The organism is Nocardioides sp. Arc9.136, assembly GCF_030506255.1.
Taxonomy (GTDB): domain Bacteria; phylum Actinomycetota; class Actinomycetes; order Propionibacteriales; family Nocardioidaceae; genus Nocardioides.
This window is the reverse complement of sequence record NZ_CP113431.1, coordinates 4,265,482-4,285,157: the sequence shown is the minus strand read 5'-3', so window position 1 is coordinate 4,285,157 and position 19,676 is coordinate 4,265,482. Positions and strand designations below refer to the sequence as shown.

The following is a 19,676-nucleotide window of genomic DNA, read 5'->3' as shown; positions in this document are numbered from 1 at the left end:
TCCCGCGCACGCGCCGGCGCACGCTGGGCATCACGAGGCGGTCAGGTGGTGCAGCCAGCGGTCCCAGCCGCGGCCGAGCGGGTCGCGGCCGGGCACCGGCGGGCGGTCGCTGCGCCACCAGGCGAACACGTCGGCGCCCTCGCGCAGCCGCAGCCAGAGGGGTACGGCGAGCCGCGGGCGGCCGCCGCGGACCGCGTCGAGGGCCGTCCCGGCGAGCCGGCCCACCGCGTCGGCGTACCGCTCGGGGACCAGGTCGGCGCCGGCCACGGGTGCGCCCGGGAGCGCGACCTCGAGGTCCAGCAGCACGTGGTCGTCGCGGGCCTCGAGCCACCAGTGGTCGGCCGGGACCGGCAGCGCCGGGGAGGCGACCGAGCGCTGCACGCGCTCGACGAGCTCCTGCTCGGCCGGGCCGACCCGGCCGTCGACGAGCACCGTGCCGGCCCCGGCGACGAAGCGCCAGGTCGTGGTCCGGTCGCCGTACGCCGTCCGTGCGGCCTCCTGCACGTCGTGGGCGAGCCCGCCGCCGGCGTCGACCGCCACGGTGGTGCTGCCCGGGGCGACGGTCCAGGTGAGCGGCCCGAGCAGGGCGTCGCTCGTCCGGCGGAACGCCTCGACCGCGGAGCGGGCCCCGCCGGTCGCGAACGCCTCGTCGCCGACGAGCAGGTCCTCGGGGTGGTCGGCCTCGCGCAGCTCGAGCCGATAGGTGGACCAGCCCCCGTCGCCGCCCGCCTCGGCGACGCCCCGCGCGACCCGGGCCACCTCGCCGACGCCGGCACCGGACCGGACGGTCACCGCCACCTGCGCCCCGCGGTCGGCGGACGGGCCGGCCACCGACACCTCCGCCACCGCGGGGAGACGGCCGACGTCGGCCCGGACGCCCATCGCCCGGTCGACCTGCGTCCCGGCGCAGCCGGCGAGCGCGGCGAGAGCCGCGAGGACCAGGGGTGCCGGCAGCAGGGCAGCGGTCGCCACCAGCCGTCCCCCCCAGGTCGCCATGGCTCCCATGGTGGGCGGCGACGCGGCGGGCGTCCGGCGATCGGCCGAACTCGTGCCGCCGGCAGCGGCCACGGCGACCGGGTGGGTTGAGCACGACCCCGGCGGGGAAGGAACGTGCGGCCGGCCCCCGCACGTTGGAGAACGATGGACACCCCTCGCAGCACCGACGCCCCCACCACCCCCACCGGTGCCGCGAGCGCGGCTCGGGCCGCGCGCCTCGCCCGTCCCGCACGGAGGCTGGTCAACCACCCGTGGCTGCTCGTCGTCGGGATCCTCGGGACCTGGGTGGGCTGCTCGTTGCTCTACGCCGCCCTGGAGGACAAGGGGCCGGTCGAGTCGCTGTGGTGGGGCGTCGTGACCGGGTCCACGGTCGGGTACGGCGACTCCTACCCCGCCAGCACCGCGGGCCGGGTCGTGGCCGTGGTGCTGATCGTGACCATGCTCGTCCTCGTGCCGATCGCGATCGGCCACGTGATCGCCGGCCTGGTGCACGACCGCAACCAGTTCACCCACCTCGAGCAGGTCGCCCTCGCCGAGACGATCGAGTCGCTCCACGACCGGGTCGAGCTGCTCCAGCACCTGGTGGTGGACAGCCTGGTCGACGTCCACGGCGAGGACTGGGTGCGCGAGCGGCTGGCCAGCCACCGCCACGACGACGCGAGCCCGGACGACGTGGACGACCGGATGCTGGCGGCGTTCCGGGACCAGGAGTCCTGAGCCGTACCCCCGACCGGGCACTCTTGACCCACAGGCCCGAGACACAGCACGAGACGCAGCACGCGACACAGCCCCCCAGCACGCACGCACCGCACCCCTCGGAGGACCCAGCCCATGACCACCACCACCCGGCGGCGGATGCGCTCGACGAGCGTCGCCCTCGGCGTCACCGCGCTGATGGCGGCCGGCCTCACCGGCTGCTCGTCCTCGGCCGACTACGCCGCGGTCTGCGTCAACCCCGAGACCGAGGAGCGCGTCGACGACGACCAGTGCGACGACGACAGCGACTACAACGGCGTCGGCACCGGCTTCTTCTGGTACTACCTCGGCGCCAGCTCGCGCGTGCCGTCCGTCGGGGCGCCCGTCTCCGGCGGCACCTGGAACGGCTCCTCGCTCTCCGGCAAGGTCCAGCGCGGCGGCCTGCCCTCGACCGGCGGCTCGACGGTGAAGTCGACGACCAAGACCGGCGGCTTCGGCGGCAGCAGCCGCGGCTTCTCGGGCTGACCCCCCGCCCGACCGCCCGACCGCCCGACCGCAGCCACCCGCCCAACCCGCGCCGCGCCGTACCCCTCCCTGACCTGCGAAGGAACTCGATGTCCGACCTGCTCAACGCCCTCGGCCACGCCATCGTCTACGCGGTGCTCGCCGGCATCCTGCTGGTGGTCGCCTACTACGTGCTCGACCTGGTGACCCCCGGCCACCTCGGCAGCCACCTGCGCGGCATCGACGAGCGCGGCGAGGAGTCGGTGCACGCGGCGAGCCGCTCGGCCGGTGTCGTGACCGGTGCGTGGCTCGTCTCGAACGCGGCCGTGCTGTTCACCGCGATCTGGACCAACGGCGAGACCGACCTGGGGTGGGCGCTGGCCTGGACGGTGTCCTTCGGGGCGCTGGGCATCGTGCTGAACGCGGTGATGTTCTTCGTCATCGAGGCGATCACCCCCGGCGACCTGCGGCGGATCGTAACCTCCGCGGGTCCGGTGCGGCCGCTGGCGTACGTCGCCGCGGCCGTCGCCCTCAGCACCGGCGCGATCGTCTGCGCGAGCATCGCCTGATGTGGCGCCACCGCGCTCGACCGCGGCCTGACTGGGAGCGGATCGTCACCGAGCAGGGGCTGATCTTCCCGACGACCGACAAGCCGGACGGCACGAAGGTGCCGTACTGGAACGAGGCCGCCTGGTACGAGCTGACGATGGACGAGGTCGAGCTGCTGGAGTCCTCGACCGAGGAGCTGTGGGCGATGTGCGTCGACGCGGCCGGGCACATGGCCGCGACGATGACCGACCAGCGGCTCGGGCTCCCGCCCGGCACGCTCGCCCTGGTCCGGGAGTCCATCGCCCGGGAGGACCCGGCGGTCTACGCCCGCTTCGACCTCGCCTACGGCGCGGACGGCTCGGTCAAGATGCTCGAGGTCAACGGCGACACCCCCACCGGGCTCGTGGAGACCGGCGTCGCGCAGTGGCGCTGGATCGAGGACGTCATGACCGACATCGACCAGTGGAACAGCGTCCACGACCGGCTGGTCAACTGTTGGCGGCGGTTGCTGAACTTCGGCGCCCTCGGCGACGGCCGCGTGCACTTCCTCTACGACCTGGGGGAGGAGGGCTCCTACGACGGCGGCGAGATGGAGATGACGGTCACCTACCTGATGGACTGCGCCATCCAGGCCGGCGTCACCGCGCTCGCGCAGCCGATCGCCGAGGTGGGCTGGAACCCCGACGCGCGCGAGTTCCGCGACGTGCACGACCAGCCGATCCGCACCGCCTTCAAGCTCTACCCCTGGGAGGAGATGCTCGGCGAGGACTTCGGCCGGCTCGTCGTCGACCGGGCCGAGCGGCAGCCCGTGCGGTGGTTCGAGCCGCCGTGGAAGGTGCTGCTCTCGACCAAGGCGATCCTGCCGGTCCTGTGGGAGCGCAACCCGGGCCACCGGCTGCTGCTGCCGGCGTACTTCGACGAGCCCCGCGACCTCGAGGAGTGGGTCGCCAAGCCGCTGCACGGGCGCGAGGGCGACAACATCCGCATCCACCTCGCGGACGGGTACGAGACGCGGATGCCCGGCGTGTACGGCGAGGAGGGATTCGTCTACCAGGGCTACACCCAGCTGCCGGTCTACGAGGGCAACCACGTGGTGCTCGGCTCCTGGATCGTCGACGGCCAGGCGGCCGGGATGATCGTCCGCGAGTCCGACGGCCCCGTCACCGACTACTTCAGCCGGGTCGTCCCGCACGCCATCAGCGACGCGCTCTCCCCCGACGACGCCCAGGTCCAGGCCTGGATCCTCGACCGGGTGTCGGCCGACGCGCCGCGGCTGCCGCCGGCCTGAGGGCTGCCGGTTTCCCCGGTCCCCCGGGGATTCCGGCACTTCTCAGGGGATGCATCGGCCGAGGAGTGCTGGTTTCCCCGGTTCCCCGGGGATTCCGGCACGGCTCAGGCCGGCGCCCCCAGCGTGCCCGCGAGGCGGGTGCGCGAGCTGATGCCGAGCTTGCGGTAGACGTGGGAGAGGTGCCACTCCACCGCCTTGACGGTGACGACCAGCTGCTCGGCGATCTGGCGGTTGGTGAGGCCGTCGGCGGCCAGCCGGGCGACGCGTCGCTCGGAGGCGGTCAGCGCCGCGAGCGCCTCGGACTGCACCTGGCGGGGTGCCTCGCCCAGGCGGTCGAGCAGGCGGCGTACCCGCCCCTGGAGCGGCCACAGCTCCTGGCGGCCGGCGTACTCCTCGGCGCCGCGGAGCAGGGCCAGCGCCTCGACGGCGGCCCCCGGGTCGTGGCTGAGCAGGAGCAGGCCGGCGAGGTCGGTGTCGACCTGGGCGGCGAGGCGGTCGGCGACGGTGCCGTCCAGCGCGGCGCGGGCGCGGCGCAGCAGCTCGGTGCGGTGCGCGCCGGAGTCGGCGGTCGCCACGGTGCGCAGCGCGACCGCGACGGCGTACGGCGACCCGGAGGCCTCGGCCAGCGCCAGGTGCTCGCGCGCCAGGTCGGCACCCTCGCGGAACCGGCCGATCCGCACCAGGGCGAGGGCCGCTCCGCTGCGCCAGGGGAGCTCCAGGACGTGCTCGGGGCGGGGCGTGGTGCCGGCGAGCACCGCGCCGGCTTCGGTGAACCGGTCCAGCGCCAGCTCGGCGTCGGCCAGCGCGGAGGCCACCTCGCCGCGGGCGTGGAGGGCGTACGCCGCCACGTCGCCGAGGTCGCCGAGGTCGCCGAGGTCGCCGAGGTCGGCCTCGAGCGGCTCGGCCGTGCGCTCGACGTACGCCCCGAGCCGGTCGCCGATCGTCATCGCGTCCGCGAGGTCACCGCGCGCCAGGCGGCACTCCACCGCCGCCGCGGCCGCTCGGACGCCCTCGCGCACGGGCAGCCCGCCGCGGAGCCGGGTCAGCGCCGAGAGCGCCTCGACGACCCGGCCGGCCCGGACCGCCTCGGTGACCCGGTCGACGGCATCGGCGGGGTCGGCGGGCTCGGGCACGGCCGCAACCCTAGGAAGCCAGCCCGTCGGGCGTACCCGCTTCGCCGGAGATCGGGGGCGGTGGTCCAGCCAGGTGCCCGGTCCCGGCCGGCCCGGGATCCCGGCCGAGGAACGCCAGCAGCTGCGCGCCGTACGTCGCGTCGTCGGGTACCGCGCGGACGGGCCCGAACCGCACCCCCCGGTCGGCCGGGTCGACCACGACGCCCGCGACCGCCAGCAGCCCGCGGGCGAGGTCGTCGGGGAGGGCCCGGCCGCGACCGGTGGCGCGACCGACGTCCCAGGCGTGCACGGTGATCTCCAGCGCGGCGGCCGCGACCAGCACCGGTCCGGCGAGACCGGCGTCGCCCACGGCGACCGGACCGCGACCGTCCCCGGTGGCGCGGCCGTCGTCGCGGGCGGCGCGCGTCCAGGCGGCGAGCAGGGCGCACGCCTTCTCCCGCAGCGCGTCGACCCGGGTCAGCGCCGGGGGCGGCGGCTCTACCTCGACCACCCCGCTGGCCGCCTCGGTGAAGGCGTCGAGCGCGTCCTCCATGTGCCCCAGCAGGGCCCGCAGGGTCCAGGCGGTGCACGGCGTACGGCGGTCGAGGTCCGCCTCGGTGACGTCGGCCAGGGTGCCGCGGGCGTAGGCCAGGGACCGGTCGAGCAGCTCGACGGCGCCGTCGAGCGCGCGGCTCACGGGACCGGCTGGGTCTGGGGCCCGTCCTGGGGCCGGTGGTCGGCGGGCAGGCGGTCGGGCAGGCCGAAGGTGGTGAACAGGCGGGCGTCGAAGAACGCCGTCACGTGCCGCACCCGGTCCCCGTCCAGCTCGATGACCTGCAGCTGGAAGGGGGTGAAGTCGCCCTCGGGGGTGCGCATGTAGAGCCCGTACGCCGGCTGCCCGTTGGCCCAGGTCGCCAGCATCGGCATGTCGTGCTCGCCGCCGGGGCACTCGTTGCCGATCAGCCAGCCGATCGCGGTGGCGCCCTTGAACCAGCTGGTGAACGGCGGCATGTCCCAGGTCGCCTCGGCGGTCAGCATCGACACGATGGCGCCGACGTCCTTGCGCCAGAAGGCGTCGACGTACCGCTCGAGCAGCTGCTGCTGCGCGTCGCTGAGGTCCGGCTCGACGGTGTCCTCGGTCAGCCCGCGGTCCTTCATCTGCGCGTGCGCGCGCTGGAGGGCGGAGTTGACCGCGGCGACGGTGGTGTCGAGCGCCTCCGCGACCTCCGCGGCCGACCAGCGCAGCACGTCGCGCAGGATCAGCACCGCGCGCTGCTTGGCGGGCAGGTGCTGGAGCGCCGCGACGAACGCCAGCCGGATCGAGTCGCGCTCGGCGACGACGACCGCCGCGTCGGGCACGGGCTCGAGCCAGGCGATCTCGTGGTCGGTCTCCAGCGCCTCGCCGGCCATCTGGTCCGGCGTGCCCAGCCCGGCGGGCAGCGGGCGGCGGGGCCGGCCCTCGAGGTTGGTCAGGCACACGTTGGTGGCGATCCGGTAGAGCCAGGTGCGCACCGAGCTGCGGCCCTGGAAGTCCGCCGACGCCTTCCACGCGCGCAGGAAGGTCTCCTGGACGAGGTCCTCGGCCTCGTGCACCGAGCCGCTCATCCGGTAGCAGTGCGCCAGCAGCTCGCGCTGGTAGCGCTCGGTGAGCGTCGGGAAGTCGCTCAGCTCGGGGTCGGTCGTCGTCGCGGTCATGCCGTCTGCCTCCACCTCGGTCAGTCTGCTCTGCACCACCGACCCGCGTCGAGGGAGAAAGTCATCGGTTCCCGGGCGCGGCGCCGGCGACCAGCGCCAGCGCCCGGCGCGCGGCCGGCTCGGCGAGCGCCCGGTCGGCGGGGACCAGGCCGACGCGGGTACGTCGGTCCAGCAGGTCGGCGACGTCGTGCGCGCCCTCGTGGGTCACCCCGAAGACGAGCTCGGCCAGCGTGACCGCGACGCCCTCGGCCACGGGGGCCAGCAGGTCGTCCTCGGCCAGGCCGGTCACCTCGACGGCGTCCGCCAGGACCAGGGCGGCGTCGGTGCCGTAGCGCCGCACCAGCCGCTCTGGCTGCTCGAGCGCGGCCAGCCGGTCGCGCGGAGCGGCCCCGAGCAGTGGCAGGGCGCGGGTGCGGCACGGGCCGGCCGCGAGACCGGCGGCGGGTGGCGTGGCCAGGGCGGCGTCGACCGCGTCCTGCGCCATCCGGCGGTACGTCGTGAGCTTGCCGCCGACCACGGTCACCACCCCGGAGCGACCGATGAGGACGGCGTGCTTGCGCGAGAGGTCCGCGGTGGAGCCGCCGGCACCCGACTCCAGCAACGGGCGCAGCCCGGCGAAGGCGCCGACCACGTCGGAGCGGTGCAGCTGGCGGGCGAAGCAGGCGGAGACCACGTCGAGCAGGAAGCCGATCTCCGGCTCGGTCGCCTCGGGCACGTCCGGCACGGGCCCGTCGACCGGCTCGTCGGTGAGCCCGACGTACACCGTGCCGTCGGGCTGGGGCAGGACCAGCACGAACCGGTTGGTCTCCCCGGGCACCGGCGCGAAGACCGACACCTGCAGGCCGGGCAGCGCGTCGGCGCGGAGCACCAGGTGCGTGCCGCGGCTCGGGCGCAGGACGACGTCGTCGTCGAGCTCGCCGGCCCACACGCCCGCGGCGTTCACGACCGCCCGGGCGGTGACCGTGGTGGTGGCACCGGTCAGCTCGTCGCGCAGCCGCACCCCGGTGCCCGTGGCGCCCAGCACCCGGGCGCGGGTGCGGACGACCGCGCCGTGCGCCGCGGCGGTGCGGGCCACGGTCGTCACGAGCCGGGCGTCGTCGACCAGCTGCCCGTCCCAGCTCAGCATCCCGCCGCGCAGCCCCGCCGGGCGCAGCGGCGGCGCCAGCGCGAGCGTCTCGGTGGCCGAGAGCCGGCGCGGGCGGGGGAGGGTCTCGACGGCGGTGCGGGCGCCGCGGCGCAGGGCGTCGCCGGCGCGGAGGCCGACGGAGGTGAGCGCGGCCTGGGCCCGGGTGACGCTGCTGGTCAGCGGCACCACCACCGGCATCGGCCGGGTCAGGTGGGGCGCGGTGACCTCCATCAGGACGCCGCGCTCGACGGCGCTCTCGTGGGCGACGCCGACCTGGCCCTTCGCGAGGTAGCGCAGGCCGCCGTGGACCAGCTTCGAGCTCCACCGCGAGGTGCCGTACGCCAGGTCGTGGGCGTCGACGGCCAGCACGCTCAGGCCACGGGTCGCCGCGTCGAGCGCGACGCCGGCGCCGGTGATGCCCAGCCCGACGACGACCAGGTCGACGTCGGTCGGCGCCCCGGCGAGGCCCGGCGTGATCCGCTCGGGGGACCTCACGGCTGCAGCGTCCGGGTGAGCACGGTGCGCATCTCCTGCTCGAGCGCCTCCTCGGGGACGGCGTCGTCGACCATGGTGTGCGCGGAGAGCACGAAGCCGTGGGCGGAGAGCACCAGCCCGCGGGCCATCGCGGCCGGGTCGCCGGCCCGCACGTCGCCGGAGGCCTGCGCCTCCCGGAGCGCCTGCTCGACGAGGTCGAGGATCAGCTGCTGGGAGCGCCCGCGGCGGTCGAGGAGGTAGGGCAGGACCAGCTCGGGGTCGAGCTCCACGATCCGCACGAACAGCTCGTTGCCGCGCAGGACCTTCACCGTGCGCACCAGCTTGTCCACGAGCCGCTCGACCACCGGCCGGCCCGGGGCGTCCTCGGCCTCGGCCGCCACGACCACCTCGGTCCACTCGCGGGTCATCAGGTCCGCGAGCAGCTGCCGCATGTCCGACCAGGTCCGGTAGATCGTCATCCGCGAGACGCCGGCCCGGCGCGCGACCTCGGTGAGCGTCGTACGCCGCCAGCCTAGGTCGAGGATGCAGGCCCGCGCCGCGTCGAGGTAGGCGTCCCGCGGGTCGTTGTGACGAAGTGACGTCATGTGTCACAGTGTAACGCATGACGCCTCCCCCGCTCCCGGTCGCGCCGACCGCCGCCGTCGGCGAGATGCACCCCAGCCGCTGGGGCGACCCGGCCCGCGCCGCCGCCCTGCCGGACTCGGCCCGCGGCCTGGTCGAGGCGGTCTTCGGCCTCGACCAGCGTCCGGCGGCCGCCGACGTGGTCGTGCCGCCGTCCGCGCTGGCCGCCGAGGTGCTCGACGCGCTGCGGGGTGCCGTCGGCGCCGACCACGTGCTGCTCGACGACGCGACCCGGCGGCTCCGCACGCGGGGGAAGTCGACCCCCGACCTGCTCCGGCAGCGGGCCGGCGACCTCGGCGACGCGCCCGACGTCGTCGTCCGGCCGGGCGACCACGAGCAGGTCGCGGCGGTCCTCGCGGTGGCCGTGGCGCACCACCTGGCGGTCGTGCCGTTCGGTGGCGGGACGTCGGTGACCGGCGGCCTGGCCGCGCGGCGGGAGGGGTACGCCGGGGTCGTCTCCCTCGACCTGGTCCGGATGAAGCGGCTGCTCGCCGTCGACCACACCTCGATGACCGCGACCCTCGAGCCCGGGCTGCGCGGCCCGGAGGCCGAGGCGCTCCTCGCGGCCGAGGGCCTGGTGCTCGGCCACTACCCGCAGTCCTTCGAGCACGCGACGATCGGCGGCTTCGCCGCGACCCGGTCCAGCGGGCAGTCCAGTGCCGGGTACGGCCGGTTCGACGCGCTCGTGGTGGGCCTCCGCGTCGCCACGCCCCGGGGCGAGCTGCGGCTCGGCAGTGCCCCCGCGAGCGCCGCAGGCCCGGACCTGCGCCAGCTGCTGCTGGGCTCGGAGGGCGCCTTCGGCGTCATCACCGAGGTGACCGTCCGGGTGCGCCGACTGCCGGCGGAGAAGGTGTACGAGGGCTGGCGGTGGACCTCCTTCGAGGAGGGCGCGACCGCGATGCGCACGCTGGCCCAGGCAGGGCTCCTGCCGACGGTGCTGCGGCTCTCCGACGAGCACGAGACCGCGATCAACCTCGCGCGTCCCGACCATCTCGGCGGCCCCGACGCGGGCGGCTGCCTGATGATCGTGGGCCACGAGGGGGAGCCGGAGCAGGTCGCGGCGCGCCGCGGCGCGGTCGCCGCCGTGCTGGCCGGCCTCGGCGGCACCCCGCTGGGCGAGGAGCCGGGCCGGGCCTGGGCGCACGGCCGCTTCGACGCGCCGTACCTGCGCGACTCGATGCTCGACGTCGGCGTCCTCGTCGAGACGCTGGAGACCGCGACGTTCTGGTCGAGGGTGCCCGAGCTGTACGACGCGGTCCGCGCCGCCCTGACCGGGGTGCTCGCCGGCGAGGACGGTGCGAGCCCGGTGCTCGTGCTGTGCCACATCAGCCACGTCTACGAGACCGGCTGCTCGCTCTACTTCACCGTCGCCGCCGCGGGCGGGGACCGGCCGCTGGAGCGGTGGCTGGCGGCCAAGGCCGCCGCCGGCCAGGCGATCACGGCCGTCGGGGCGACGATCACCCACCACCACGCGGTCGGCACCGACCACCGGGACTGGCTCCCCGCGGAGATCGGCGAGCTCGGCGTCTCGGTCCTCCGTGCGGTCAAGGCCGACCTCGACCCGACCGGGATCCTCAACCCCGGGGTGCTGGTCCCGTGACCCGCTCCTTCACGTTCCTGGTCAACCCCGCCTCGGGCGGCGGCGCCGCGCCGGAGGCGGTCGTGCCGGTCGCCCGGCTGCTGCGGGACGCGGGCGCGACGGTCGACGTGACGTACTCACCCGGCCCTCGCGCCGTCCCCGCCCTCGTCGCCGCGGCGGTGGCCCGCGGCGACGTGGTCGTCTCGGTCGGCGGCGACGGGATGCTCTCCTCGCTGGCCGGCGAGGTCTCGGCGGCGGGCGGGACCCTGGCGGTGCTGCCGGCCGGCCGCGGCAACGACTTCGCCCGGATGCTCGGCCTGCCCTCCTCGCCCGAGGAGCTGGCGTCGCTGCTGCTCACCGGCGAGCCGCGCCGCGTCGACCTGCTGTGCGCGTCGTCCCGCGGCGCGGCGCCGCGCGAGGTCGCCGGCTCGGTCTACTGCGGGGTCGACGCCCGCGCCGCCGAGCTCGTCGACGGTGCGCACCGGCTGCCGCGGAGGCTGCAGTACCCCTACGCCGCGGTCCGTGCCCTGCTCACCTACGCGCCCGCGCGCTACCGGCTGCGCGTCGACGAGGAGGAGCGCGAGGTCGAGGCCGCGACCGTCGTCGTCGCGAACTCCGCCTACTACGGCAAGGGCATGAAGATCGCCCCCGCCGCCACGGTCGCCGACGGCCTGGTCGACGTCGTGGTCATCGAGGCCGCCTCCAAGGCCGCACTGGTCCGCGCGCTGCCGAAGGTGTACGACGGCGGGCACGTCGACCTCGACGAGGTCACCGTGCTGTCCGGGCGGCGGGTCGAGCTGCGGGCCGACCCCTCGCGGGCCGGCGGCCGGCCGGTCCCCGTCGGCGGCGACGGCGAGCCGCTCGGCGTGCTGCCCGGCCTCGCCGACGCCCCGCTCGTCGTCGAGGTGCGCCCCGGCGCGCTCGCCGTCCTCTGCTGACGTCCTCGGGCGGGCCTGCTTCTCAGGGGAAACCGGTGCTTCTCAGGGGATGTTTCCCCTGGGAAGCGCCGGATTGCCCGGGGGGCCGGGGATTCCGACACCCGCCCGCGCCCCGACTCACCCCGCGAACGTCCACACGAGCAGCTCGGTGGGGACGGCGGCGGTGACGGGGTGCTCGGGCTCGTCGGTGAAGAGGAAGGCGTCGCCGGCGGCGAGCGGCTCGGCGAGCGAGCTGCGGACCAGGGCGCCGCTGACGACGTAGGTGTGCACCTGCGCCGCGGCGGGGAGCGTGAGCGTCTCGAGGGCGTCGAGGCGCGCGAGGTGGAGGGTGGCGCCGGCCTGCGGCGCGAGGACCTCGACCAGACCGCCGCCGGGCACGGCGGTGGCCGGCACCGGCAGGACGTCGTACGTCGGCTCGTCGTCGGCGCGGTCGGGGTCGGCGGCGAGCCAGACCTGGACGAAGTGGGCCCGGCCGTCCTCGGTCGCGTGCTCGGCGTGCTCGACGCCCGAGCCGGACCTCAGCACCGCCACCTCGCCGGGCGCCAGCACCGCGTCGTGGCCGTGGGAGTCGGTGTGGTGCAGCCGCCCGTCGACGACCCAGGTGACGATGTCGAGGCCGCTGTGGCGGTGGGTGTCGAAGCCCTTGCCCGCGCCGAGGTGGTGTTCGTCGTGGCACACCATCGGGCCGAAGCGCAGCCGCTGGGCGTCGTAGTGCTCGCCGAACGAGAACGCGTGGTGGGTCACCATCCCCGGCGCCCGGCTCAGGAAACGTGCGGAACTGCGGCGGATCTCGGTCGTCACGTCCATGATTGTGCCCGTGGCCGCCCACCCCTCCGACCCCGCCGCCCGCGGCCTGCCCCAGCTGCCGCCGGGGTTCCGCTTCGGGACCAGCACCGCGGCGTACCAGGTCGAGGGCGCGGCCGCCGAGGACGGCCGCGGGCCGTCGGTGTGGGACACCTTCAGCCACACGCCCGGCCGGACCAAGGACGGCCACACCGGCGACGTCGCCTGCGACCACTACCACCGGTTCCACGAGGACGTCGCGCTGATGAAGGACCTCGGGGTGGGCGGCTACCGGCTCTCGCTGTCGTGGTCGCGGATCCAGCCGACCGGCCGCGGCACGCCGAACGCCCGGGGCCTCGACTTCTACGACCGGCTGCTCGACACCCTGCTCGCGGCGGACGTGCAGCCGATGGTCACGCTGTTCCACTGGGACCTGCCGCAGGCGCTCGAGGACGACGGCGGCTGGCTCAACCGGGCGACGATCGACCGGTTCGCGGAGTACGCCGCGATCGCCGGCGAGCGGTTCGGCGACCGGGTGGAGCACTGGGTGCCCGTCAACGAGCCGAACGTCGTGATGATGATGGGCTACGGCATCGGCATGCACGCCCCGGGCCGGACCCTGATGTTCGACTCGCTGCCCGTCGCCCACCACCTGCTCCTCGCCCACGGCCGGGCCGCGATCGCGCTGCGCGACTCCGTGCCGGCCGGGGTCACCGCCAGCGTGGGCTGCGCCAACAACCACGCCCCCATGTGGCCGGCCTCCGACGACGCCGCCGACGTGGGCGCCACCAAGCTCTTCGACGCGATGTGGAACGGGCTGTTCATCGAGCCGATGCTGCTCGGGCGCTACCCCGTCGACATCGCGCCGCTGCTCGAGGACGTGGTCGAGGACGGCGACCTGGCCACGATCCGCCAGCCGCTCGACTTCTACGGGGTCAACTACTACAACCCGATGAAGATCGGCGCCGCGGCCGAGGACGCCGAGCTGCCCTTCGCGTTCCGCGAGCTGCTGGGGCACCCCACGACCGACGTCGGCTGGCCGGTCGTCCCGGACGCCCTGCGCGAGTGGCTGATCATGTTCCGCGCCCGCTTCCGCAACGCGCTGCCGCCGCTCTACATCACCGAGAACGGCGCGGCGTACAACATGGGCCCGGACGCCGACGGCGTCGTCGACGACCAGCCCCGGATCGACTACATCGACGCCCACCTGCGCGCGGTGGCCACGGCCGTCCAGCGCGGGGTCGACGTCCGCGGGTACTACTGCTGGTCGCTGCTGGACAACTTCGAGTGGTCCGAGGGCTACTCCCAGCGCTTCGGCCTGGTCCACGTCGACTACGAGACGCAGGCGCGCACGCCCAAGCGCTCCTACCAGTGGTACGCCGACGTCATCGCCGCCCAGACCCGCTCGATCGGCTGAGACCGCACCTGCCGGTCGAGCGGCACCGGGCGACCGGCGGGTGGAAGGCGTGGCCTGGTGCATCTTCTAGGCTGAGCGCCATGTCGACGACCGCTGCCCCGCCGGCCCCTCCGGTCAAGCGGCGGGTGGTGTTCGTGGTCGGATCCGGCCGCAGCGGGACGAGCACGATGTCCGGCACGCTGCAGACCCTCGGCATGCACGTGCCGCAGCCGGAGGTGCAGGCCGACGAGACCAACCCCAAGGGCTTCGGCGAGCCGCAGTGGGTGGTCGACTTCCACCACGAGCTGCTGCAGCGCTGCAACGTCGCGGTCTCCGACGCCCGGCCCGCCGCCTGGTTCGAGGCCGGCAAGCTCGCGACGTTCGAGCCGCTGCGCGGGCGGCTGCACGACTGGCTGGAGCAGCAGTTCGTCGAGGGCGGCCCGGAGGTCGTCGTCAAGGACCCGCGACTGGCGTGGTTCATGGGCCTGTGGCGCAGCGCCGCCCTGCGCTGCGACGCGACACCGGCCTACGTCACGATGCTCCGCCCGCCGACGGAGGTGGTCGGCAGCAAGCAGAAGTACTACGCCGGCGGCCGCACCTCGACCACCTCGGGCGAGGTCAGCCGGACGGCCGCGTGGGTGAACATGATGCTGCACACCGAGCGCTCGACGCGGGGGAGCGCCCGGGCCTTCGTGCGCTACCACGACATGCTCACCGACTGGACGATCCCGGTCTTCGGCCTCGGCCAGCTCTTCGACCTCGACGCGGTGAAGTCGGCCTCGGCCAACGACATCCGCAAGGTCCACCAGTTCATCGACCCGAACCTGCGCCGCGTGCAGCTGACCTGGGACGACGTGCGCGTCCCGGCCCGGCTGCGGGAGGTCGCCGAGGAGTCCTGGCAGCAGCTGGACCGCCTGGCCGAGCCCGACGGCGACACCCCCGAGGTCCACGACCGGCTCGACGAGCTGCGCACGGCGTACGCCGAGCTCTACGAGGAGGCGGAGGCGTTCAGCGAGTCCACCGCCCTGGCCGCCAAGCGCGAGGGCCAGCGCCAGCAGCCGGCGCCCGACCAGCTCGCACCCGGCCGCCGCGGTGCCGAGCGGATCCCCCACGGCGTCCGCGCGATGGTGCCCGCCGGTGCCCGCCGCGGCCTGCGCAAGGCGCTCGGCAAGCAGCGATGAGCGCGCCGGACATCGCCTGCCTCGAGGGCGACGCGACGTACGACGTGCGCTGGGCGTGGCAGGACGGGCCGCTCGACCCCGGGCTGACCTGCGTGTTCCGCGTGAAGAACGAGGCCCGCAACCTGCCCTGGGTCCTCCCCCCGATGCTGCGGGCGGTCCAGCGGGTGGTCCTGGTCGACAACCAGTCCGACGACGGCACCCCGGAGGTCGCCCGGCGGGTGGCCGAGGAGTGCGGCGCCGGCGACCGGATCACCGTCACGACCTACCCCTTCCGGGTCAGCCGCGCCGGCACCGAGCACCTCGCGACGCCGCCGCACTCGGTGCACTCGCTGACGCACTTCTACAACTGGTCCTTCTCCCACGTCCGCACCGGCTACTCGATGAAGTGGGACGGCGACATGGTGCTGACCGGCGAGGGCGAGGCGCTGCTGGCCGACCTGTCCTGGCAGCTGCACGGCTCGGGCGCGGTGGTCGCCGTGCCGCGCCACCCGCTGAGCATCGAGAGCGAGTCGGTGGCCTGGATCGACCTGGGGTTCCGCTTCCTGGAGCCGTGGGTCTACCCGATGGGGGAGCAGTTCACCTTCGTCAAGGCCTTCGAGTGGGAGGTGCGGGAGTTCCCGGAGACCTCCGAGCGGATCGTGCTGCCCGAGGGCCTGTGCGTGGAGCTGAAGTGGCTGGACCAGGACGAGTTCGCGCACTGGAGCAGCGCCGAGGACTTCGACTCCTCCCGTGCGCCGCGCAAGCGCCGCGAGTGGGAGGTCTACTCCGCGCTGCGCGAGGGCCGCGGGCACGAGGTGCCGGGGCTGCACCGGATCGAGGCGCCGCCGGGCGTCCACGTCGTCGACCACGTGACCCGCACCTGGCTGCCGCAGGCGGAGCGGCCGCTGGTCCGTCGCCGCGGCCGGCTCGACGTCTGACCCGCGACCGTCACGTCCGCGGGGCTCAGCCCACCAGCGCCCGCGCCAGCCGCAGCACGGCCTCGCGGAGCCGCTCGGGCGACGTCGCGACGTTCAGCCGGACGTGGCCGGGCAGGCCGGGGTGGTAGTCCTGACCCGGCGCCACCCGCACCCGCCCCCGCTCGAGCGCGACCGCCGCGGGGTCGTCGTGGCCGTAGGCGCGCAGGTCCAGCCACGCCAGGTACGTCGCCTCCAGGGGCCGCATCCGTGCCTCGGGCAGGTGCTCGGCCAGCAGCTCGGCGAGCAGGGTGCGCTGGCCGTCCAGCCGGTCGAGGAGGGCGTCGAGCCACGCGTCGCCCTGCTCGTACGCCGCCACGGCGGCCACCTCGCCGAGCGGTGACCAGGAGTCGTTCTGGGCGATCGGCACGCCGGCCAGCCGCGCGGCCGTCGCCGGGTCGTCGGCCACGACCTGGGCGCACCGCAGCCCCGCCGTGTTGAACGCCTTGGACGCCGCCACGACCGCGACCGCGTGCTCGCCGGTGCCCTCGAGGGCGAGGTAGGGCACGTGCTCGGCTCCGGGGAGCACCAGCGGGGCGTGGATCTCGTCGCTGACCACCCGGCCGCCGTGCCGCGCCACCACGTCGCGGATCCCCTCGAGCTCGGCGGGCGTGTAGACCTGCCCGCACGGGTTGTGCGGCTGGGTCAGCAGCAGGGTCGAGGCCCCGTCGGCGAACATCCGGTCCAGCCGGTCGAGGTCGATGGTCACCCGCTCCGCGTCCGGCTCGACCGGCAGGTCCCACCGCTCGCGGCCGCACACCGCCGGCAGGTCCAGCTGCGGCGCGTACGCCGGCAGCGGCAGCACCACCGGTCCCGGCCCGCTCAGCACGTCGACCGCCAGCCGCACGCCCGCCGTCACGTCGACCGTCGGCAGCACCTGCGCCGGGTCCACCCGCCAGCCGAACCGCCGCTCGGCGAACCCGGCGTACGCCCGGCCCAGCGCGCCGCCGCCCGGCTCGAACGACGGGTAGCCGGTCACCCCGAGCGAGACCGCCTCGGCCAGGGCGTCGGCCACCGCCGGCGCGAGCGCGTAGTCCATCTCCGCCACCCACGCGGGGAGCACGTCCTCGGGCACCTGGCCCCACTTGTGGACGAGCGCGCGGCGGGCCTCGGTGTCGCTCAGGTCACGTATCACCCGGTCATTGAACACGGGACGAGTCGAGTCCCTACGATTCCACCCATGCGCTCGCGTCGTGCCGCCCTGGCCGCCCCCGTCCTGCTGACCGCGTTCGCCACCGGGCTGGTCTCCGCGTGCGCCCCGGTCGAGGACGACGAGCCGGACGCCGCGAGCGACTCGAGCAGCGCCTCCGCCGACACGAGCGCCAGCGCCGACGCCGACCCGGCCGCCTGCGTCGAGGGCGCCCCGCTGGTCGAGGACGGCCGGCTCACCATCGGCACCGACTCCCCGGCGTACGAGCCGTGGTTCGTCGACGACGACCCCACCAACGGCGAGGGGTTCGAGTCGGCGGTCGCCTACGCGGTCGCCGAGGAGCTCGGCTTCTCCGAGGACGAGGTCTCCTGGGTGACCGTGCCCTTCAACTCCTCCTACGCGCCGGGCAAGAAGACCTTCGACCTCGACATCAACCAGGTCTCGATCACCCCCCAGCGGGCCGAGGTCGTCGACTTCTCCGAGGGGTACTACCAGGCCGCGCAGGCGGTGATCACCCTCGAGGACTCCCCGCTCGCCGGCCTCGAGAGCGTCGAGGAGCTCGCCGACCACAAGCTCGGCGCCCAGACCGGCACCACCTCGCTGACCGCGATCCGCGACGTCATCCAGCCGGCCAGCGACCCGCTGGTCTTCGAGGACACCAACGCCGCCAAGCAGGCGCTCAAGAACGGCCAGGTCGAGGCGATCCTCGCCGACCTGCCGACCGCGTTCTACATCTCCGCCGTCGAGATCGAGGGCAGCACGATCGTCGGGCAGTTCCAGCCCGAGACCGGTGAGCAGGAGGAGTTCGGGATGCTCTTCGAGAAGGGCAACCCGCTGCGCGACTGCGTCGACGCCGCGCTCGCGAGCCTCCGCGAGGACGGCACGCTGGCCGAGATCGAGCAGGAGTGGCTCTCCGACGTGGTGAGCGTGCCGACGCTTGACTGACACCCCCACGGCCACGTCCACCCCCACCGGCGGGGGCTGGACGCCCAGCGACCGCGAGCTCGAGCGGCGAGCCGTGCGCCGCCGCCTCCGGCTGCGCTCGCTGAGCGTCGCCACGGGACTCGTGGTCCTGGTGCTCGTCGCGCTCGGCGTCGCCCTCACCAGCTCCCCGGGGTGGCCGAACGTCCGGGAGCTGTTCTTCTCCTGGGAGCACGCCAAGGCCGTCTTCCCCGACGTGCTGGACGGGTTCTGGCTCAACGTCCGGCTGTTCCTGGTCTGCGAGGTCGTGATCCTCGCCCTCGGCCTGCTGGTGGCGCTCGCACGGGTCGCCCGCTCGCCGTACCTCGCCCCGCTCCGCGTCCTGGCCGTCGTCTACACCGACCTGCTCCGCGGCGTGCCCACGCTGCTGCTCGTGCTGATGCTCGGCTTCGGGATGCCGGCGCTCGGGCTCCAGGGCGTGCCGATCAGCGGCACCTTCTGGGCCGGCGTCGCGCTGGTCCTCTCCTACAGCGCCTACGTCGCCGAGGTCTTCCGCGCCGGCATCGACTCCATCCACCCCTCGCAGGTCGCCTCCGCCGAGGCGCTCGGGCTGAGCCGCCCGCAGGCGCTGCGGTACGTCGTCGTGCCCCAGGCCGTCCGCCGGGTCGTCCCGCCGCTGCTCAACGACTTCGTCTCGCTGCAGAAGGACACCGCGCTGGTCTCGGCCGTCGCGGTCTTCGACGCGGTCTTCGCCGCGCGCGACTACGCGGCGTACAACTTCAACTACACGCCGTACGTCGTCGTCGCGGCGTTCTTCGTCGTGCTGACCGTCCCGCTGGCCCGGCTCACCGACTGGCTGCAGCGGCGCTGGCTGGCGCGGGAGCGGGCGGGGCAGCTGTGAGCGCTCCCTCCTCCCCGGCGCTGCTCGAGGTCCGTGGCCTGCGCAAGACCTACGGCGAGCGGCTGGTCCTCGACTCGGTCGACCTCGACGTCCGCGCCCACGACGTGGTCTGCCTGATCGGCTCCTCGGGGTCGGGCAAGTCGACGCTGCTGCGCTGCCTGGACCTGCTCGAGGACGTCGACGACGGCACCATCACCCTGTCCGGGCAGGAGATCAGCGACCCGCTGGTCGACCCGCGCGAGGTCCGCAAGCGGGTCGGGATGGTCTTCCAGGCCTACAACCTCTTCCCGCACCTCTCGGTCCTCGACAACTGCACGCTCTCCCCGCGGCGGGTCCACGGCGTCTCGAAGGCCGACGCGGAGAGCCGGGCGCTGGCGCTGCTGGACCAGTTCGGCCTCGCCGAGCACGCACGCAAGCACCCCGACCGGCTCTCCGGCGGCCAGCAGCAGCGGGTCGCCCTGGTGCGGGCGCTGTGCACCGGCCCCGAGCTGCTCCTCCTCGACGAGATCACCGCCGCCCTGGACCCCGAGCTGGTCGGCGAGGTGCTGACCATCGTCCGCGACCTCGCCGTCGCCGGCACCACGATGGTGCTGGCCACCCACGAGATGGCCTTCGCCCGCGAGGTCGCCACCAAGGTGTGCTTCCTGCACCAGGGCCGCATCCTCGAGCAGGGACCGCCCGACCAGCTCTTCACCGCCCCGCGCGAGGAGCGGACCCGCCAGTTCCTCGCCCGCGTCCTCCCGGCCTGACCGCCTCCACCCCCGTCGACCGCCCGTCGACCGACTACCCGAA

At 74.8% G+C, this 19,676-nt stretch carries 20 protein-coding genes; 12 read left to right on the top strand and 8 right to left on the bottom strand.

Going from position 1 to position 19,676, the window contains the following annotated elements; translation table 11 throughout:
• Positions 1-30: 30 nt before the first annotated feature.
• On the bottom strand, positions 31-996 hold the full coding sequence (locus OSR43_RS20665; protein WP_302268705.1) for a hypothetical protein: 966 nt from the start codon (positions 994-996) through the stop codon (positions 31-33).
• Positions 997-1,140: 144 nt separating this feature from the next.
• Between OSR43_RS20665 and OSR43_RS20660 the strand changes: the two genes are divergently transcribed.
• The 4 genes from OSR43_RS20660 (at position 1,141) to OSR43_RS20645 (ending at position 4,033) form a co-directional block, all read left to right on the top strand.
• On the top strand, positions 1,141-1,713 hold the full coding sequence (locus tag OSR43_RS20660; RefSeq protein ID WP_302268704.1) for a potassium channel family protein: 573 nt from the start codon (positions 1,141-1,143) through the stop codon (positions 1,711-1,713).
• Between the two features lie 114 nt (positions 1,714-1,827).
• The gene (locus tag OSR43_RS20655) at positions 1,828-2,217 is read left to right on the top strand and encodes a hypothetical protein (protein WP_302268703.1); all 390 of its coding nucleotides are present in this window, start codon (positions 1,828-1,830) and stop codon (positions 2,215-2,217) included.
• Positions 2,218-2,306: 89 nt separating this feature from the next.
• On the top strand, positions 2,307-2,765 hold the full coding sequence (locus OSR43_RS20650; protein ID WP_302268702.1) for a DUF350 domain-containing protein: 459 nt from the start codon (positions 2,307-2,309) through the stop codon (positions 2,763-2,765).
• Positions 2,765-4,033 (top strand): glutathionylspermidine synthase family protein, encoded by a 1,269-nt coding sequence (locus OSR43_RS20645; RefSeq protein ID WP_302268701.1) that lies wholly within the window; start codon positions 2,765-2,767, stop codon positions 4,031-4,033. Before OSR43_RS20650 ends, OSR43_RS20645 begins: the two co-directional genes overlap by 1 nt.
• A gap of 104 nt (positions 4,034-4,137) precedes the next feature.
• Here OSR43_RS20645 and OSR43_RS20640 read toward each other — a convergent pair whose 3' ends face one another.
• From OSR43_RS20640 to OSR43_RS20620, 5 genes are all read right to left on the bottom strand, one after another.
• Positions 4,138-5,166 (bottom strand): LuxR C-terminal-related transcriptional regulator, encoded by a 1,029-nt coding sequence (locus OSR43_RS20640; RefSeq protein ID WP_302268700.1) that lies wholly within the window; start codon positions 5,164-5,166, stop codon positions 4,138-4,140.
• A 10-nt stretch (positions 5,167-5,176) separates the two neighbouring features.
• The gene (locus OSR43_RS20635) at positions 5,177-5,842 is read right to left on the bottom strand and encodes a TIGR03086 family metal-binding protein (RefSeq protein WP_302268699.1); all 666 of its coding nucleotides are present in this window, start codon (positions 5,840-5,842) and stop codon (positions 5,177-5,179) included.
• Complete coding sequence (locus OSR43_RS20630) at positions 5,839-6,840, bottom strand: sigma-70 family RNA polymerase sigma factor (protein ID WP_302268698.1); 1,002 nt, start codon at positions 6,838-6,840, stop codon at positions 5,839-5,841. Before OSR43_RS20630 ends, OSR43_RS20635 begins: the two co-directional genes overlap by 4 nt.
• A 61-nt stretch (positions 6,841-6,901) precedes the next feature.
• Positions 6,902-8,461, bottom strand: a complete 1,560-nt coding sequence (locus OSR43_RS20625) for a glycerol-3-phosphate dehydrogenase/oxidase (RefSeq protein ID WP_302268697.1) — start codon at positions 8,459-8,461, stop codon at positions 6,902-6,904.
• Positions 8,458-9,045 carry a TetR/AcrR family transcriptional regulator gene (locus OSR43_RS20620; RefSeq protein WP_302268696.1) on the bottom strand — a complete coding sequence of 196 codons (588 nt, stop codon included), beginning with the start codon at positions 9,043-9,045 and terminating at the stop codon, positions 8,458-8,460. The genes OSR43_RS20625 and OSR43_RS20620 overlap by 4 nt, the downstream gene beginning before the upstream one ends.
• A gap of 17 nt (positions 9,046-9,062) precedes the next feature.
• Here OSR43_RS20620 and OSR43_RS20615 point away from each other — a divergent pair, with 17 nt between their 5' ends.
• Positions 9,063-10,682: an FAD-binding oxidoreductase gene (locus OSR43_RS20615; RefSeq protein WP_302268695.1), complete on the top strand. Its 1,620-nt coding sequence runs from the start codon at positions 9,063-9,065 to the stop codon at positions 10,680-10,682.
• A complete protein-coding gene (locus OSR43_RS20610; protein ID WP_302268694.1) occupies positions 10,679-11,599 on the top strand; it encodes a diacylglycerol kinase family protein in 921 nt (306 codons plus the stop codon). Before OSR43_RS20615 ends, OSR43_RS20610 begins: the two co-directional genes overlap by 4 nt.
• 117 nt (positions 11,600-11,716) lie before the next feature.
• Here the strand turns inward: OSR43_RS20610 and OSR43_RS20605 are convergent, their stop codons facing one another.
• Positions 11,717-12,400 carry a pirin family protein gene (locus OSR43_RS20605; RefSeq protein WP_302268693.1) on the bottom strand — a complete coding sequence of 228 codons (684 nt, stop codon included), beginning with the start codon at positions 12,398-12,400 and terminating at the stop codon, positions 11,717-11,719.
• Positions 12,401-12,416: 16 nt separating this feature from the next.
• Here OSR43_RS20605 and OSR43_RS20600 point away from each other — a divergent pair, with 16 nt between their 5' ends.
• The 3 genes from OSR43_RS20600 to OSR43_RS20590 all read left to right on the top strand — a co-directional run bounded on the left by OSR43_RS20600 (position 12,417) and on the right by OSR43_RS20590 (position 15,876).
• On the top strand, positions 12,417-13,799 hold the full coding sequence (locus OSR43_RS20600) for a GH1 family beta-glucosidase (protein ID WP_302268692.1): 1,383 nt from the start codon (positions 12,417-12,419) through the stop codon (positions 13,797-13,799).
• 80 nt (positions 13,800-13,879) lie between these two features.
• Positions 13,880-14,959 (top strand): sulfotransferase family protein, encoded by a 1,080-nt coding sequence (locus OSR43_RS20595; RefSeq protein WP_302268691.1) that lies wholly within the window; start codon positions 13,880-13,882, stop codon positions 14,957-14,959.
• Positions 14,956-15,876 carry a hypothetical protein gene (locus tag OSR43_RS20590; protein WP_302268690.1) on the top strand — a complete coding sequence of 307 codons (921 nt, stop codon included), beginning with the start codon at positions 14,956-14,958 and terminating at the stop codon, positions 15,874-15,876. The genes OSR43_RS20595 and OSR43_RS20590 overlap by 4 nt, the downstream gene beginning before the upstream one ends.
• Before the next feature lie 25 nt (positions 15,877-15,901).
• Here OSR43_RS20590 and OSR43_RS20585 read toward each other — a convergent pair whose 3' ends face one another.
• Positions 15,902-17,047, bottom strand: a complete 1,146-nt coding sequence (locus OSR43_RS20585) for a MalY/PatB family protein (protein ID WP_302268689.1) — start codon at positions 17,045-17,047, stop codon at positions 15,902-15,904.
• Between the two features lie 45 nt (positions 17,048-17,092).
• Between OSR43_RS20585 and OSR43_RS20580 the strand changes: the two genes are divergently transcribed.
• The 3 genes from OSR43_RS20580 to OSR43_RS20570 are packed head-to-tail and all read left to right on the top strand — an operon-like array spanning position 17,093 to position 19,633.
• Positions 17,093-18,007 (top strand): ABC transporter substrate-binding protein, encoded by a 915-nt coding sequence (locus OSR43_RS20580; protein ID WP_302268688.1) that lies wholly within the window; start codon positions 17,093-17,095, stop codon positions 18,005-18,007.
• On the top strand, positions 18,000-18,884 hold the full coding sequence (locus tag OSR43_RS20575; protein ID WP_302268687.1) for an amino acid ABC transporter permease: 885 nt from the start codon (positions 18,000-18,002) through the stop codon (positions 18,882-18,884). The genes OSR43_RS20580 and OSR43_RS20575 overlap by 8 nt, the downstream gene beginning before the upstream one ends.
• Entirely contained in the window at positions 18,881-19,633 is a 753-nt protein-coding gene (locus OSR43_RS20570) for an amino acid ABC transporter ATP-binding protein (RefSeq protein WP_302268686.1), read from the top strand. Before OSR43_RS20575 ends, OSR43_RS20570 begins: the two co-directional genes overlap by 4 nt.
• The last annotated feature ends 43 nt before the right edge of the window (positions 19,634-19,676 follow it).